At 67.0% G+C, this 18,519-nt stretch carries 7 protein-coding genes; all 7 read left to right on the top strand.

Annotated features, from left to right (window positions below):
* Positions 1-616, top strand: a 616-nt coding sequence (locus tag KBX06_RS26925; RefSeq protein WP_210839829.1) for a hypothetical protein, incomplete at its 5' end; no start/stop codon positions are given.
* 469 nt (positions 617-1,085) lie between these two features.
* A complete protein-coding gene (locus tag KBX06_RS26920) occupies positions 1,086-6,236 on the top strand; it encodes a DEAD/DEAH box helicase (protein WP_210839827.1) in 5,151 nt (1,716 codons plus the stop codon).
* Positions 6,233-9,136 (top strand): helicase-related protein, encoded by a 2,904-nt coding sequence (locus tag KBX06_RS26915; RefSeq protein ID WP_210839825.1) that lies wholly within the window; start codon positions 6,233-6,235, stop codon positions 9,134-9,136. The genes KBX06_RS26920 and KBX06_RS26915 overlap by 4 nt, the downstream gene beginning before the upstream one ends.
* Positions 9,133-13,257: an Eco57I restriction-modification methylase domain-containing protein gene (locus KBX06_RS26910; protein WP_210839823.1), complete on the top strand. Its 4,125-nt coding sequence runs from the start codon at positions 9,133-9,135 to the stop codon at positions 13,255-13,257. Before KBX06_RS26915 ends, KBX06_RS26910 begins: the two co-directional genes overlap by 4 nt.
* Complete coding sequence (locus tag KBX06_RS26905) at positions 13,254-15,503, top strand: McrB family protein (protein ID WP_210839822.1); 2,250 nt, start codon at positions 13,254-13,256, stop codon at positions 15,501-15,503. The genes KBX06_RS26910 and KBX06_RS26905 overlap by 4 nt, the downstream gene beginning before the upstream one ends.
* A complete protein-coding gene (locus KBX06_RS26900; RefSeq protein WP_210839821.1) occupies positions 15,500-16,699 on the top strand; it encodes an McrC family protein in 1,200 nt (399 codons plus the stop codon). The genes KBX06_RS26905 and KBX06_RS26900 overlap by 4 nt, the downstream gene beginning before the upstream one ends.
* Positions 16,700-16,798: 99 nt before the next feature.
* Positions 16,799-17,842 carry a hypothetical protein gene (locus KBX06_RS26895; protein WP_210839820.1) on the top strand — a complete coding sequence of 348 codons (1,044 nt, stop codon included), beginning with the start codon at positions 16,799-16,801 and terminating at the stop codon, positions 17,840-17,842.
* Positions 17,843-18,519: the final 677 nt, after the last annotated feature.

The raw sequence follows: 18,519 nt of genomic DNA, 5'->3' as shown, positions 1-18,519 counted from the left end.
GGGGCTCCGCCCGCACGAACCGGTCAGCGACACGCGTCACCGCCTCGTCCAGGATGACCCGCCACCCGGCGGGGTCTACGCTGTGGCACGCGGCCACCGCACGATCTTCGGTTGTCCTCACAAACCAACGATGATCAACGCGGTGGCCGTCTTCATGCCCGCGCCACGCCCAACGCTGAAGCCAAGTGACGTTGGAGTATTAGCCCGGAGCGTGCTCGAGGTCGTTCGCTACGAGGACGCCCCCGCCCAGGCGGCGGAGACCATGGACGCCAACTTCCGTGTCCTCTTCCGAGAACTACGGCGGCTCCAGCGGCGCGCACTGCGCGAGGCCACCACAGAGAAGACCAGCGCAAAGATCAAGCGGCTCAAGCGCTCCTTCCTACTTGATCACCCCACCTGGGCCAGCCGAGAGGCCGCTCTCCTTCTGCTCGACGATATCGAGACTGGGCTCGACAACTCCATCGACGCCGAGGATCTCAGGAGCCAGATCCGCAGCGTGCGCCGCGACTTCACCCTTGACGACGAGCCCACCGAACCGATCCCTGACTTCCCAGGCTTCCGGAGCGCCCTCGACAAGCTGGTATATCGCGAGATCAACGAGGTCCAAGAGGCATAGCCGAGCACACCAGGTACACGCGCGTCCACACGACCCGAGTGCTGCTCCACCGGTAGGTGATGATTCAGGCGTCTGCCTACTGGCGTATATCACAGCGGTGTTAGGCAAGCTCGATCCAGGGTCACGCACAATCTCGATCGACATGGTGTTCTTGATCTGCACAGGTAGGGCTTGCCCTTACCGGTGTCGGTGATGCCGCCAGCCGCAATCGCTTCAGGGCCGTCGGAGGCGGGGCCACCCTGGACCAGATTGGCGTGCAGCGGTGGGTCAACCTGCCGTCCTTGCCGCGACGCTACGGCTTGCCGGGCAAGCTCCACCAGCCGTGACTCGAGCAAAACCGCCGGGCGCGCCCGACTTGCTGGGGTTCAGATGATAACTCCCGCTTTCCCGGCGACAACCCGTGGCTGCTGGCATTGGAGGTTGTCTGATCCAATGGGCTGTCGGTATCGGTGCGGTCGGAAGGCGAGTTTTGGACGCGTTCGAAGTTCATCGTCGATTGATCGAGGATTACCGCACCTTCAGCGAGGGTTTCGTGGATGTCCACGACGAGCGGATCAGGGCTCGTGTGGAGCAGGAGAGCGCTCGGGGGGCGCAGTGGCCGGCGCCGTGGTCGTCGTTGAACCCGTCCTTCGCGTCCGGGGGCCGTGTCGACGATCTGGTTCGTGAGGGTTTGCTGCACCAGGAGTGCTCACGCATCTTCCGGGTGAAGAAAGCGCCGGAGGATCGCGGCTCGGTACCGATCACGCTGCATCGGCATCAGAGTGACGCAGTGCGGGTGGCCGGCACCGGTGCGTCATACGTGCTGACCACTGGCACGGGGTCGGGCAAGTCGCTGGCGTACATGGTGCCGATCGTGGACCGGGTGCTGCGGGAGGGGTCCGGGCAGGGCGTCCGGGCGATCGTGGTGTATCCGATGAACGCGCTGGCGAACAGTCAGCGGGAGGAGATGCGCAAGTTCCTGGAGTTCGGGTACGACGGCCGGCCTCCGGTCACGTTCGCCAGGTACACCGGCCAGGAGACCGAGGACGAGCGCAGGGCGATCCTGCGGAACCCGCCGGACATGCTGCTCACGAACTACGTGATGCTGGAATTGGTGCTGACCCGGCCGGATGAGCGGCGTCCTCTGGTCGAGGCAGCGCACGGCCTGCGGTTTCTGGTGCTGGACGAGTTGCACACCTATCGGGGCCGGCAGGGCGCGGACGTGGCGATGCTGGTCCGCCGGGTACGTGATGCGTGCGGTGCGGGGCAGTCATTGCAGTGTGTGGGGACGTCGGCGACGATGGCCAACGCGGACACGGTGGCCCGGCAGCAGGTCGAGGTGGCCGATGTGGCGTCCCGGATCTTCGGGACACCGGTCATCCCGGATCATGTGATCACCGAGACGCTGGTGCGGGCGACCACCACCCGCGACGCGTCGGCGGCGGCCCTGGCTGCGGCGGTTGCCGCTCGCGGCGATGCCGAGTCGGACGATCCGGTGTTGCGCGCCGGGTACGAGCGGCTCGGGTCGGATCCGCTGGCTTCGTGGATCGAGGACAACTTCGGGGTGCGGCCTGAGCCGGAGAGCGGTCGCCTGGTGCGGCAGACGCCGATGAAGGTGGACGATGCGGCGACGGTGTTATCCGGGATCACCGGCCGTCCAGATTCCGAGTGTGCCACCGCTATCCGGGCGACGCTGTTGGCGGGGTCGCGCGCCCGAGACGAAGACACCGGCCGGCCGTTGTTCGCATTCCGGCTGCATCAGTTCCTGTCCAAGGGCGGCACGGTCTATTCCACCCTGGAGCCTGTAGCGGCCAGGGAGATCGAGACGACGTTCCAGGTCGTGTTGCCCGGCAGCCCGGAGCGGCGGTTGTATCCGCTGGCGTTCTGCCGGGAGTGCGGTCAGGAGTACCTGATCGTCCGGCGGCAGAGTCAACTGAAGACAGCGGTGTTCAGGGCCCGTCACGGGTTGCGGATCACCGACCGCGATGACGGCTATCTGTTCGTGTCGGCGGATCGGGAGTGGCCAACCGATCCGGTGGCGGCGGGCCGGCTGCCGGCGTCGTGGCTGGGGGCCGACGGTACCGGGCACGAGATCGTGCCGGCGCGGCGGCGTGACGTGCCGGTCCGGTATCAGGCGGCGGCCGACGGCACCGCTGAACTGGCGGATGCTGCCGGTGAGGCCGACGGGGTGATCGCGGCGTGGATGCCGGGTGCGTTCCGGTTCTGCCTGCGCTGTGGGGTGTCGTACGAGCAGGTCCGCAGCAACGAGTTCGGCAAGCTCGTCACCCTGGATCGGGAGGGCCGCAGCAGCGCGATGACGGTGGTGGCCGCCAGCGTCGTACGTGCCCTGCGAGGGCAGCCGGAAGCCGCGCTGGGTATGGACGCCCGCAAACTGCTGACGTTCGTCGACAACCGCCAGGATGCCAGTTTGCAGGCGGGGCACTTCAACGATTTCGCGCTGGTGGTGCAGTTGCGTGCGGCGCTGTATCGGGCTGCGGCGGCCGGTGAAGACGGTCTGGACCCGCTCGACATCGGCGTCGAGGTGACCCGGCGGCTGGGGTTGCAGCCAGGTGACTTCGCGTTGGCGCCGAAGTCACTGGATCTGCGCACCGCGCAACGTGCCCTGCGCGCGGTGGTCGAGTTCCGGGTGCTGCGCGACATCCAGCGGGGCTGGCGGGTTACGTTGCCTAACCTGGAGCAGTCAGGGCTACTGGTGATCGATTACCCATTGCTAGTGCCGCTGTCCGAAAGTGACGAGGAGTGGAACGGCACGCACAAGCTGCTGGTCGAGGCGGAGCCGGGCCAGCGGTACGAGGTCATGCGGGTCCTGCTGGACGAGATGCGGCGCGTGCTGGCCGTCGATGCGGAGGCGCTGACGCCGGAGTTCGTGGACCGGCTGCGCCGGTTGAGCCGTGAGCACCTGACCGGGCTGTGGACCGTGCCTGAGACCGAACCGGATCCGGTGATCGGACTGGCCATCCCGGGCAGGGGCGGGCAGTATCGGCCCCGGCATTCGCTGTTCCTGTCGGGGCTGGGCAGCTTCGGCCGGTGGCTGCGGCATAAGGACAGGTTCGGGCAGCAGTTGTCGCCGGCGGTGGCCGATGACGTCATTGCGGCCCTGATGATGCTGCTGGAGAAGCACGGGGTGCTGGCGAAGATCGTCGAACGGGGTGAGACGGCGTACCGGATGAAGTCGTCGGCGATGCTGTTGCGGGCTGGTGACGGCACGGCGGGTGCGCCCGACCCTGTTCGGCGCCGGTTCGAGGCCGATCAGCGCCCGAGGGTGGTGCCGTTCTTCCGCGACCTCTACCTCGATGTGGGTTCCCAGCTCGCCGGGCTGCGGGCGGCCGAGCACACCGCGCAGGTGCGTCAGGAGGTTCGGGAGGAACGTGAGCAGCAGTTCCGGGAAGGGACCGCGCTGCCGCTGCTGTTCTGCTCGCCGACGATGGAGCTCGGTGTCGACATCTCGTCGCTGAACGCGGTCGGGATGCGCAACGTGCCGCCCACGCCCGCCAATTATGCGCAGCGCAGCGGCCGGGCGGGGCGGTCGGGGCAGCCGGCGTTGGTCGTCACTTACTGTGCCAGCGGCAACAGCCACGACTCGTACTATTTCGAGCGTTCCCACCTGATGGTGTCCGGGCAAGTTCAGGCGCCGCGGCTGGATCTGGCAAACGAAGACCTGATCCGCTCCCACGTACATGCGGTGTGGATGGCCGAGACCGGCGTGCGGTTGGACCGGTCGATGGCCGAGGTGCTGGCGCTGGATCTGCCGCGGCAGCCGGTACGCCCAGAACTGGCGGCGAAGCTGCGGCTGCCCGAGGTCGCGACGGCGGCCCGGCATTCCGCGCAGGAGTTGCTGCGTCCGCTCCACCCGGCGCTCGAGGAGTCTGCCTGGTGGTCGCAGGACTGGGTCGGTGAGGTGATCGACGCGGCGTTCGACACCTTCGACGCGGCGTGCGGCCGGTGGCGGGATCTTTACACCACGGCCGATGCCGAACGGCAGGCGGCGACGGAGTTGGCCGCCGATGCGACGGTCTCCCGGCAGGTCCGTGAAGACGCCGACCAGCGCTATCGGGAGGCACGTCAGCGTATCGAGCTGCTGTTGAATCAATCCGACGACGCCGGGCAGAGTGACTTCTACACCTACCGGTACCTCGCGTCGGAGGGGTTCCTGCCCGGGTACTCGTTCCCGCGGCTGCCGCTGGCGGCGTACGTGCCCGGTAACCGCGGCAGAGGAAACACCTGGTTGCAGCGGCCCCGGTTCCTCGCAGTCTCCGAGTTCGGGCCGGGGGCGCTGATTTATCACGAGGGCGCCCGCTATCAGGTGACCAGGATCAGCCTGCCACGCGGTGGCGACGATCAAGGCAGCGGCGAAGTCGTCCGCACGTCGGCCCGGGTGTGTGACGCGTGCGGCTATCACCATCCCCGCCAGGTCGGTGTCGACGTGTGCGAGAGCTGCGGGCAGCGGCTCAGCACCACGTGGCGGGACCTGTTGCAGATGCAGACGGTGATCACCCGGCGGCGCGAGCGGATCAGCGCGGACGAGGAGGAACGCAACCGGATCGGGTTCGAGTTGCGAACCACCTACCGCTTCGTGCCGCGCGGTGGGCGGCCAGGACGACTCGTGGCCGAGGTGCTCACCGCCGACATGATGCCGGTGGCGACGATGGCGTATGGCGACGCCGCCGAGATCCGGGTGACCAACCTCGGCCGCCGCGCCCGCAAGAACAAGGACACCCACGGTTTCTGGCTCGATCTGGTGAAAGGGCGTTGGCTGTCGGAGAAGGAAGGCACCGCCGAGGCCGACCCGTCCGACGAGGAGATGGAAGCCGGCTTCGAGGATGTCAACCGCAAAGCACTGATCACGCCGTACGTGGAGGATCGCCGCAACATCATGGTGCTGCGGTGGGCCGAGCCGGTCAGCGACGAGGAAGCGATCACCTTGCAGTACGCCGTCGAGCGGGGCATCGAGGCGGTGTTCCAACTGGAGGACGCCGAGCTGTCCAGCGAACTGCTGCCGGACGCCGACGACCGTGGCCGGGTCCTGCTGGTCGAGGCGGCCGAGGGCGGCGCCGGGGTGCTGCGCAGGTTGCAGTCGGAACCGGACGCTCTGCGGCGTATTGCCGTCGAGGCCTTGCAGATCATCCACGTCGACCCCGCCACCGGGGCCGAGAAAGACGATGCCTGTGTACGTGGTTGCTACCGATGCCTGCTGTCGTACGGCAACCAGCTCGTACACGAGCAGATCGACCGTCGGTTCATCGTCTCTGCCCTGCAACGCCTCGCCGAGGCGAGCACCCACCCGGTCGACGAACGCCCGCCCGCCGGACGAACCACAGACGTCCCCGAGGCAGATACGGACGAGTCCGGGACGCGCGGCAAACTGCTGCGCCTGCTACGCGAGCACGGTTACGTGATGCCCAGCCAGACCGACGTGGAGATCGAAGGCATCAAGGCCGATTGGGTCTACCCGAACGCTGCCGTGCCCACGGTTGTCCTCGTCGACTTCGAGGGCCACGGCAGCCGGGACACCGAACCCCTGATCTTCGGAGGCTGGAACGTGATCCACATCGACGCGAACGATGACGTGCTCGGCGTCGTGCGCGCAAACCCGGGCGTCTTCGGCGAGGCCACCCGATGACCTCCACCTCCGTGCCTGCGCAGCACGGTTTCCCGATCGGCTCGCTGGTCAGCGCCCGCGGCCGGGAGTGGGTGGTGCTGCCCGGCAGCGACACCGACTTTCTGATCCTGAGGCCGCTCGCCGGGGGTGACGCCGACATCGCGGGAGTGTTCGTCGAAGAGGGCGTCACGCACGCCACCTTCTCCGCACCGGACGCTACCGATCTCGGCGACGACCGCAGTGCCCGCCTGCTTCGCGATGCGCTGCGGATTGGATTCCGGGCTAGCGGCGGCCCGTTCCGCAGCATCGCCTCGCTCGCTGTCGACCCACGCCCGTACCAGCTCGTGCCATTGCTGCTCGCGTTGCGGCAGGAGACCACCCGGCTGCTGATCGCTGACGATGTCGGCATCGGCAAAACCGTCGAGGCCGCCCTGGTCGCCGCCGAACTCGTCGCGCAGGGCAGCGCCCGCCGGATGACCGTGCTGTGCCCACCCAGCCTCGCCGAGCAGTGGCAGTCGGAGTTGCAGGCGAAGTTCGGGATCGCGGCCGAGCCGGTGCTGCCCGGAACCGTCCGCCGCCTGGAACGCGGCCTGGAGTACGGGCAGTCAATCTTCGAGCGATACCCCTACACGATCGTTTCCACCGACTACATCAAGTCGGACATGCGCCGCGACGACTTCCTGCGAGCCGCACCGGAACTGGTCATCGTGGACGAGGCACACGCCTGCGTCAGTGACGAGACCGGAGCCGGAGGCCGGGGCCGCACGCAGCGGTACCGGCTGCTGAAAGATCTCGCCGCCGACGCTCATCGGCACCTGATTCTTGTAACGGCGACCCCGCACAGCGGCAAGGAAGAAACGTTCCGCAACCTGATCGGGCTACTCGACCCAGCCCTGCGTGACATCGATCTGGCCGGCGAGACCGGCCGGCGCGCCCTGGCGTCCCGCATGGTGCAGCGCCGCCGCGCTGACATCCGCGAATACCTCGGTGCCGACACGAAATTTCCCTCGGACCGGGCCACCGACGAACGCACCTACGAACTGTCGCCGCAATACCGCACCCTGCTCGACAACGTCCTCGGCTACGTCCAGGGACAGATCACCGACTACAGCGGCAGCCGCGTGCAGCAACGCATTCGATGGTGGTCCGCCCTGTCGCTGCTGCGCGCACTCGCCTCCTCACCCGCCGCGGCTGCGGCCACCCTCACCACCCGGGCCGCGTCCGCCGGCGCCAGCACGGAACAGGCGGCTGACGCCACCGGTGCCGCCCTAGTGCTCGACCTGATGAACGACGACGCGCTCGATGTCGCCGACGCTGTACCCGGAGCAGTCGTCGACGACAGCCCCGGTAGTACGAGCAGTACCGCGGACCGGCTGAACGACCTGCGCAGCCAGGCCCTGGCCATCGCGCAGGAGCCCGACGCCGAACGGCGTAACAGCCTGGACACCAAACTGGCGCTGGTCACCGCCAGCGTGAAACGGCTACTGAAGGACGGTTTCCACCCGATCGTGTTCTGCCGGTTCATCCCGACCGCCCATTACCTCGCCGACCACCTCACGGAGGCATTCCCGAAAGCCGTTGTCGAGGTGGTCACCGGCGAGCTGCCCCCGGAGGACCGCGCCGCCCGAGTCCGGGACGTCGCCGCCCGGGCCGGCACCACCAACAAGATCCTCGTCGCCACCGACTGCCTCTCCGAGGGCGTCAACCTGCAACACGACTTCCAGGCCGTGGTCCACTACGACCTGGCCTGGAACCCGACCCGCCACGAACAACGGGAAGGCCGCGTCGACCGGTTCGGCCAGCCTCGCGACATCGTCCGCGCGGTCACCCTCTACGGCGCCGACAACGTCATCGACCGCCTCGTCATGGACGTCCTGATCCGCAAGCACGAGGCGATCCGCCGCGACCTCGGCATCAGCGTCCCCGTCCCGGCCACCAGCGACCAGGTCCTGACCGCCCTGCTGGACGGGGTCATGAAACGCGGCACCACCTACGTCCAGGAAGCCCTCGAACTCGACCTGCCCGAAACCCGGCAACTCGAATTCGACTGGCAGAGCAGCGCCGAGGCAGAACGTCGCAGTCGCAGCCGCTACGCCCACCACACCATCCGCCCCGACGAAGTACGCCGCGAGGTCGAGGCCATGCGGTCCGCGCTCGGCAGCCCCGACGATGTAGCGGGGTTCGTCGCCACCGCTTTACAGGAGTGCGGCGGCGTCCTCACCCGTGAGCCGTACGGCTTCACCGTCGCACCCACCGGCCTGCCCGTCGGTCTGCGCGACGCCCTCGGCCAGCCGGCCAAGGCCGTGCCGTTCCACCGGGACCTTCCCGCCCCGCGCGGCGCTGCCATCCTGGCTCGCACCGACAGCACTTCGGCCGGCATCGCCCGCTACGTCCTCGACGCCGCTCTCGACCCCGCCCTGCCGGCCGACGCGCGGCCCGCCCGGCGGTGCGGGGTGATCGTCACCGACGCCGTCACCATCCCGACTGTCCTGCTGCTGACCCGCGTACGCGCCAACCTCACCCTTCCCGGCCGTTACGGTCCACATACCCAGGTCGCCGAGGAAGCCCGCCCACTCGCCTTCACCGGCACACCATCGAACCCGTACTGGCTCACTCCCGAGGCCGTCGAACCCCTGCTCGCCGCCCGGCCCGATCACAACCTCAGCCCCGACATCGCCCGCAACATCATGACCGGGATCCTCGCCGCCCTGCCCGCTATCACGGGCCACCTCGACCAGATCGCCCACGATCTCGCCGATTCTCTCCGAGACGCACACGTCCGGGTCCGCACCGCCGCCCGAGGCGACCGCGCCGGCGCGCTCGGCATCCGGGGCCTCACCGTCGAACCCCGACTCCCCGTCGACATCCTCGGGGTCTATCTCTATCGACCGGCACCCACGAAGGCGGGAACAACCGCGTGAGCAGTCCCGGACTCCAGGCCATCCACGCCGTCGGCGGTGTCGTCCCACCGGGCCTGCTCGCCCGCATCCAAGCCGGAGAACTCAAAAACCCGGCCGGGCTCGCCCCGGCCTCCTACCACCTCATCGGACGAGAAACCGTCCGCGACGCCGCCAGCCGCGCCTGGTCCTACCTGCGTAGCGCCTGGACCGCCTGGCGCGAACACACCACCACCCAGGCACCCGGAGCGCACGGCACCACTGCCGCCCAGCAACGCTGGCTGCTCGTTCTGCTCCGTGAACTCGGCTACGGCCAGGTCCCCGCCCTCCCCAGCGGGTTCACCATCGACGAACGCAACTACCCGGTCAGTCACGCCTGGCAACACGTGCCCATCCACCTGCTCGGCCCCACCGCCGACCTCAACCACCGCAACCTCGACCTGCCCGGCGCAGCCCGCGCCCCTCAGGCCATGCTGCAAGAACTACTCAACCGCAGCGACGACCACCTGTGGGGAATCCTGTCCAACGGGCTACGCCTACGACTGCTGCGCGACTCCACCGCCCTCGCCGGATCCGCGTACCTCGAATTCGACCTCGAAACCATTTTCGACGGCGAGCTATACCCGGAGTTCCTGCTGCTCTGGCAGCTCTGCCATGTCTCTCGCCTCGAACAGCGCCCCGACGACACCGGCACCACCACACCAGCGGGCTGCTGGCTCGAAATCTGGCGCGGCGAAGCCGCCGAAGCCGGAACTCGGCTGCTCGACCGGCTCCGCGATGGCGTCGCCGACGCCATCGCCGCACTCGGCACAGGATTCATCCGCCACCCCGCCAACCAGCCGCTGACCACCGCCCTGCGCAACGGAAACCTCAGCACCGTCCAATACCACCGCGCGCTGCTGCGCCTCGTCTACCGGCTGCTGTTCTGCTTCGTCGCCGAAGACCGTAACGCTCTCCTGCACCCCGACGCCGCGACCCAAGCCCGCGAGCGGTACCAGCAATACTTCTCCACCGCCCGCCTGCGCCGGCTGTCCCGCAGCCGCGCTGGCAGCCCTCATCCCGACCTCTGGCACGCCCAGCGCCTCGTGCTGCGGGCTCTCGGCGGCGACGGACATCCGGGCCTCGGCCTACCCGCCCTGGCCGGGCTGTTCGACCCCGACCCGCGCCTGCCCGCCCTCGACGGCCTGCCCGTCGACCCGCTGCTCGGCTGCGAACTCACCAACGAAGACCTGCTCAGCGCCATCCGCAAACTCGCCTGGGTCGCGTTGCCCGGACAACGGATCCAACCCGTCGACTACCGCAACCTCGGTGCCGAGGAACTCGGCAGCGTCTACGAATCGCTGCTTGAACTCGTCCCTCGCCTCGACCTCACCGACCGCGTGTTCCGACTCGTCACCATCTCCGGCAACGACCGCAAAACCACTGGCTCCTACTACACCCCGCCCAGCCTCGTCTCCGCGCTGCTCGACACCGCCCTCGACCCGCTGCTCGACGAGGCCGTTACCGGTGCGGCCAATCCTGCCGACGCGGAAACCCGGCTGCTCGCCCTGACCGTCTGCGACCCCGCCTGCGGCTCCGGCCACTTCCTCGTCGCCGCAGCCCGGCGCATCGCCCGCCGGCTCGCCCAAGTCCGCTCCGGCGACGATGAACCCACCCCCGCCCAGGTCCAGCACGCGCTTCGCGAAGTCGCCGGCAACTGCATCTACGGCGTCGACCTCAACGACCTCGCCGCCGAACTCGCCAAAGTCTCGCTCTGGATGGAAGCCCTCGAACCGGGCAAACCCCTCGGCTTCCTCGACGCCCGCATCCGCATCGGCAACTCCTTGCTCGGCGCCACCCCGGCCCTCCTACACGGAGATGTTCCCGACGGCGCCTTCAAAGAGCTCGAAGGCGACGACAAAGCGACCGCCGCCGCCGTCCGCAAGAACAACAAGGCACAAGCCACCGTCACAGTCTCCATCCAGCCCGGCACAGAACGGGGCTACGCCCAGGACGCCTTCGTCTTCAGCAGCGGGCCGGACGTCTCGAACGCCGACCTCGCCGCGCAACGAGCCGCCCTGCTCAACCTGCCCGACGACGTCAACGCAATCCGCGCCCAAGCCGCCCGCTGGGAAAAGCACGAACAGTCAGACGCCTACCAGGCCAAACACCGCCACGCCGACACCTGGTGTGCCGCGTTCGTCTGGCCGATGCCCGCCCGCGTCCCCGGCACCGACTACCCAGTACCCGAACCACCCACCAACGCCATCATGCGCGCCATCGCCGCCAGCCCACTCGACACGACCAACGACCAATTCACCGGGTACGCCCAGCACCTCGCCACGCAGTACCGGTTCTTCCACTGGCACCTCGAATTCCCCGAGATCTTCCAGGTCGACGAGACCACCATCGAGACCACTGCGCAAGGTTGGGACGGCGGGTTCTCGTGCATCCTCGGTAACCCACCCTGGGAAAAGATCGAGGTGAACAAACAGGAGTTCTTCGCGTCGCGTGATCCTGCAATCGCCGAGGCAGCCAACGATGCAGCCCGCGAATTGCTGATCGATGCACTTGCCGAGGAAGACCCCGTTCTCTTTGCAGAGTATCGGCAGGAGCGCCGTCGAATCGAAGGTGTTACGGCGTTCGTCAGGCATTCCGGCCGTTACGTGCTCACGTCGTCCGGACGCCTGAACACCTATGCGGTGTTCGCCGAAACAGACCGATTGCTAATGAGCACGATCGGGCGACTCGGCATCATCGTGCCCACCGGAATCGCCACCGACTCGACCACCCAGCGGTACTTCCGCGACATCGTCGAACAGCGCAGCCTCGTCGCCCTGTACGACTTCGAGAACGAGGACAAAGTCTTTCCCAGCGTGCACCACTCCTACCGATTCGCGCTGCTCGCGCTCTCCGGCAGGCCGTCCGGGCAGGCGACGCTCGCGTTCCGCGCACGGCAGGCCCAGCAGATCCCCGAACGGTCATACACCATCACACCCGACGAGATCATGCTTCTGAACCCGAATACCGGCACCTGCCCTGTCTTCGTGTCCCGCCGCGACGCCGAGATCACCATCAACATCTTCCGCCGGGCTCCCGTCTTCTGGCTGGATCAGGGTCCCAAGAAAAACCCTTGGGAGGTTTCTTTCGCACAAGGGCTGTTCAACATGGCCACAGACTCCCGACACTTCGTCACTGCTGAGGACGCCATTGCATCTGGCTGGACTCTTGAGGGAAACCGCTTCGCGCAAGACGGCAAGTATCTCCTGCCGCTCTACGAAGCCAAGATGGTGCACTACTACGACCACCGTTTCTCGACGTACGAGGGCGCCACGCAGGCTCAGCTCAACGTGGGCACGCTGCCGCGACTCGGCGATGCCGCACACAACGACCCGTCCCTCGGCGCCCAACCCCGTTACTGGGTACCCGAATCCCTGGTTAACGGGAAACTCGCCGCTGACCCCGAGCGAGGCAAGCCCGGCTGGCCGCACGACTGGCTCCTCGGGTGGCGCGACATCGCCCGCAGCATCGACGAACGCACCCTAATCGCGGCCGTGATCCCTCGCTTCGGTGTCGGGCATACAAACCCATTGGCACTCTCGACGCAGAGCCCTTCGCTCATCGCCTGCCTGCAGGGCAACCTGAGCACATACTGCGTAGATTACGTCGCACGGCAATGTCTGACCGGAACTCACCTCACCTATACGGTAGTGAAGCAGCTGCCGATTCTGGCTCCCGAACGATACGGCAGCGTAACGCCGTGGAGCGCTACAGAGTCATTGGTCGAGTGGATCAAGCCGCGGGTGCTGGAGCTAAGCTACACCGCGTACGACCTGGAAGGTTATGCCGTCGAATTGGGTGACGACGGGCCGCCGTTCGTGTGGGATCCCGCCCGACGTGCCACGCTGCGAGCGGAACTCGACGCCGCCTACTTCCACCTCTACGGCGTGACCCGTGACGACGTCGAATACATCATGAGTACCTTCAAGGTGGTGCGCGAGCGCGACGAGAAGGCATACGGCGAATACCGCGCCAAACGCATGATCCTGGAGATCTTCGACGCCATGCAGGAAGCCAGCGCGACCGGCGCCCCGTACGTCACGACCCTTGATCCGCCACCCGGCTCCGGCATCCGCCACCCTGCCCGGAAGGAAACACTCGGATGAGCGAGGCTGGGCTGATTACGCCGGCGCGGCCGGACGACCTTGTCCGCAAGGTCGGGCGGGAGCTGCTGGAGTTGGGCCTGCTCCAGGGCCGGTCGTTGTTCACGCCGGATCGGCGAGTCTGGACCGCAGAGGCCACGGCCGAATTACACCGCCACTACAACGAGCGACCCGACGCGAGCAAGGATCAGTTCCTGGCCAAGCTCCGCCGTCAGCTCGACGGCGCGCCCGACGATGCCATCCAGCTCGCGGCGGAACTACTCACCCTGCAAGGGTTACCGCTGCTCAACCTGACCGCCGCGACACTGCACGGACGGATCGTCGAGGTGCTGAGCTGGATGCGTGAGCCGGTCAGCATCCCGGAGCACGTGCGGGCCGCGTTCGCACAGGGCACTTGGAACGGCGGCACCGGCGCACACACCATGCTGTGGAAGTGGCTGGTCGACGCGGTCAACTTCCTCGGCAACTGGTGGGAGATCCCGCAGCCGCAGCAAGCCGACGCGTTGGCAGACCCGTGGACCTGGCAAGACGCCGTCTACCAGCGCCGTTTCATGCCATCACTACGCGAGGAACTGCTGTATCTCGCGTTCCCGACGCACTTCCTGCCGATCCTGAGCATCGCCGACAAGAAGGCAATCCGAGATACCTTCCTCGGCCAGAGCGAACGGTCCTCCGGTGACCTCAACCGGGACCTGTTCACCATCACGACCCGGATCGAGCAGGAGACGGGGCAGCCGGTCGACTACTACCGACCACCGTTCGCCGCGCAATGGCGACAGCAGGCCGAACGGCCGCCCGGGGAGCGCCGGGCGTGGCTGGTACGGCCTCGGCAAGGTGGCTCCGACCTGGTGGGCAGATGGCGAGCGGAGTCGTTCGTTTCGCTGGCCGCGACCCACCTGGGCGAAATGACACCCGGCGCGTCCCGCGCCGAGGTCCGCACCGCGGTGGAAGCCGGCTACCAGCACCTGGACTACGCCCAACGGATGAGCCTGGCCACCGAGTACCACGCGTTCCTGTCGCAGATGGCCGCCGACGACATCGTGGTCACCCTGCTCGACGATCACCTGTACGGTGCGATCCTCGACGGCGACGCGGAGTACAGCCCGGACGACAGCGGGGCTCGTCTACGCAGATCCGCGGCATGGCTGACCCACGACCCGATCGGTGTGGAGACGCTGCCCGCACCGCTGCCCGCCGAGCTGGACCAGCAAGGCACCGTGGTCGACCTGACCGGCGCCCTGGACATTCTCACCACTATGATCGGCGCCGATCAGAGTGGTGAGACCACGCCGGAACCGGACACGGCCGAGCGTCCGCAGCCGGCACCGCTCAGCGTGCCGAAGCTGACCGCGGCGACCGACACGCTCGCCGCCCGGCTGCACATCGACCGGCCCTGGCTTCAGGACCTGATCGAGATATGGCAGGACCGATCCCAGATCATCCTCTACGGGCCACCCGGCACCGGCAAGACCTACCTCGCGCGAGCACTTGCAGCACACGTCGCCGACCGCGACGCCGTGCGTCTGGTGCAGTTCCACCCGTCGTACGCGTACGAGGACTTCTTCGAAGGCTTCCGCCCGGTCGAAGGCGCCGACCCCGGCACGGTCAGCTTCGCCAAGACGCCCGGCCCGCTACGCGAGATCGCCGCCGAAGCCCGCAACAACCCCGACCAGTCGTACGTCCTGATCGTCGACGAGATCAACCGGGCGAACCTGGCCAAAGTCTTCGGTGAGCTGTACTTCCTGCTGGAGTACCGCCAGGCCACGGTACGGCTGCAATACTCCCCGTCCGAGGCATTCAACCTTCCGCCCAACGTGTTCATCATCGGCACCATGAACACCGCCGATCGGTCGATCTCCCTGGTCGACGCCGCGATCCGGCGCCGGTTCGCCTTCATCGAGCTTCACCCCGACGAACCCCCGGTCCGTAACATCCTCAGCAACTGGCTGACCGCCAACAATCGGCACGACGACGAACGCGCCGCGCTGCTCGCCGCCCTCAACGACAGCATCGACGACGAACAGGACCATGACTTCAAAATCGGCCCGTCCTACCTGATGCGCCCGAACCTCGACACTGACGCCGCCCTCGAACGGGTCTGGCGACACGACCTGATGCCGCTGCTGGAGGAGCACTACTACGGCCGGCTCAACCGCGCCCAGATCCGCAACCGGTTCGGACTAGCCGCCATCCGGGCCCGCATCACACCACCACCTCCGCCGGCCGACCAGCCGGAACCCGCACCATGAGCGAGCCGCCCATCGTCCTCGACGAACTCGACAGCAAGGGGATACGGCGGCGTCTCGAAGACGGCATCGCCGCCGCGCTCAGCAGCACCGGGCTCGTCGAGGTCCGCCCCGACGGCGACGACTGGTGGCACCTGCTGCCCACCGGCAAGGTCGGCGCCGTCCGCATCGGTGGCCTCGACGTCCAGGTACGACCCAAGACCGGCATCACCCGGCTGCTGTTCCTGCTCGGCTACGCCCTCGACCCGGGATTCCGCCCTGAGGACGTCACCGCCACCGCAGAACCGGACCTGTGGCCGGCCCTGGCCGAATCACTGATCCGGCAGGCCGAACGAGCCCTGGCCCCCGGTGTCCTGCAAGGCTACGTCTCCGTCGACGAGGCGCTACCCCTGGTCCGGGGCCGCATCCGGTTCGCCGACCAGTTCACCCGCCGCCCCGGCATGCTCCTGCCCATCGAGGTCCGCTACGACGAGTACGCCACGGACATCGCCGAGAACCGGATCCTCCGAACCGCCCTGCGCCGGATGGCAACCGTGCCTCGGCTGCCCTCCGGCGCGCTCGCACGAATCACTCACCTCGACGGCCGGCTCGATGGCATCCACATCCTCCCCGCCGGGACGCCGCTGCCGTCATGGCGACCCAGCCGGCTCAACGAGCGCTACACCGCCGCGCTGCGCCTCGCCCAGATCATCCTGCGATACCAGTCCGCCGAACCCGGCCCCGGCGACCTCACAATCGCGGCTTTCGTCGTCAACATGGTCAAAGTGTTCGAAGACTTCGTCACCACCGCGCTACGCGAAGCCCTCGCCCCGTATCCCGGTCACACCGCTGGCCAGTACCAGGATCACCTCGACATCGACCGCACCATCCCGATCAGGCCCGACGTCGTCCACCTCGTCAACCAGCGACCAGTCGCGGTCTTCGACGCCAAATACAAACTCGAAGGACCCAGCTCTCGATACCCCAACGCCGACGCCTACCAGATGCTCGCCTACTGCACAGCGCTCGATCTCCCCACCGGCTGGCTCATCTACGCCCAAGGCACAGCACCATCCCGCCGCCGGGTCCGCCACACCGGCATCGACATCGTCCACCACCCACTGGACCTGACCGCCGCGCCCCACCAGATCCTCACCGATCTCGACAACCTCGCTCAGGACGCCTTCCTCGCACAGCATCAGGCAGTCACCCTCCGCTGAGATGATCTCAACGGGTCCGCAGCTCGCGTCCTGACTGTGTTTACCCCAGGCCGAGTCCCTCAGTGCGATTCTGCTTGACTCCGGGTTGATGATCAGTCTGTGACGTCTGCAAGATTCTTTGGGCAGGATTTCGTTGCCCGCCACCGACAGCAGTTCGGCAGCCTGCCCCCCGACCGCCGCCGGCTGACCTTCGACATCGCAGTGGAACCGCATTTTAAACACTGGCGAGACTGGTACGACGAGCAACTCGCCCTGCTTCCTCATTCAGACGCCGAACAGCTAGCTGGCAGGCTCTGGAAAGATGAGTTCTTTTGGCCGGTCACGATGGAGTTAGCGGCAGGCGCTGCGCTGCGATCGGCTGGGTACATCGTGGCGTACGAACGCCAGTACGGTGGCTTGACCCCGGACTGGACAGTGCTATCGCCCGACGGCAACCCACTCATGTTCGTCGAGGTTCACACCGACCAGCCGCCCCGAGAGACGTTCGCCCGCCAACGAGCCTGGAAGGCGCTCGAACAACGTATCGCGAAGATTCCTGTCGGCGTCGTGCTCGTCCTGAAGGGTGGCAACATGCCGCCCAAGGCACCCGACGCGGGCACGGCCAAGAAGGTTGCCCAAGAGGTACGCCGGCGCTTACTGCAGTCCCCATCGACCTCCAGCATTACCGCCTACGGTTACACCTTCCTCGTGCTCGCTGATCGCTTCGGACCGATCGCCTCGCAAAATGGGCTACTGGCGCAGTTTGCGGCACCGAGTGGAGTAGCCGGTCCTGTCGATGCCGCTCGGCTGGCACGGGCGGTCAACGACAAAGTGCGCAAGTACGCGGCCCTGGCGGATCGCTACGAAGTTCCCCTTGTGCTCGCCGCCGGTGCTCACCGCTTCACCAGCGTAGACCTGGACGACGTGGACGGGCTGATCGCGGGCGAGCGGACGATCAGCTTCCAGTTCAACATCGGCGACGCCTTCATCGGTGCACAGAAGATTAACTTGACGCATCCGCCGCAATGGATCATGCCCGCTGATCTCTCTGCGCTGCTGTGGATCGACAACCAGCCGCCCTTCGCCGTAACAGCGCGCCCTAACGCCCAGGCTCGCCGGTCGGTACCCGACCGCCTTGCTGAACTTGTGAGCCCCAGTCTCTGAGCCTCGCTTGCGTGTTGATCTCCCGTCAGCGAATTGGTTCATGAGCGGGTGCTCCACGGGTGCTCCGGCGCGGTGGACGGGCTCGCGTTCGATGGACTGGGCGGGACGCCGACCGTCTGAAATCGGGGCGTGACCGCGAACATCTGGACTCATGCGCTCGAACTCGACGCTATTCCTCGATATGCTTCTATCTCTTAATCTGCGGGTTCGGATCCGAGTCGCTGGCAGCCCCTTTCGAGCCGCGTCAAGATGTAGCCACCTTTAGCCAGTTCTCTTGATCGGTGTCCACCCGTTCGGTAGCGTCGGTTGCGGTAGCACTGCTAGTCCGCCTGGTGCCTGCCACCAGGGACGGGAAAATTAGTGACCCAAGCGTAAGCCGCCGTGCCGCTGCCGAACCGATTGCTGGCGGGCGCGGTAAAGGATTAGCCCTGCACGTAGACAGTCTCTTGCGGTAGGCGTGGGGTCTATACGTGACAGGCGGGGCCGGTGCGCCTACTGCTGGTTGAAGCCACGGAGGTGATGCTAGTGCTGACGGGTGAGAATCATGTGGCTAAGGGACGTCTCGTAACCCTGGCGTCTGTCTGTTGAGGATGGTCGGGCAGGATGCCGGGGTGCAGGTGATCACCGTTGCCCGATCTGAGTGGATCTTTCCGTTCACCGGGTTGCAGCCCGCCCAG

It is taken from the genome of Micromonospora sp. C31 (assembly GCF_018070575.1).
Lineage (GTDB): Bacteria > Actinomycetota > Actinomycetes > Mycobacteriales > Micromonosporaceae > Micromonospora.
The sequence above is the reverse complement of the archived record's forward strand: the minus strand, read 5'-3'. Positions and strand labels throughout refer to the sequence as shown.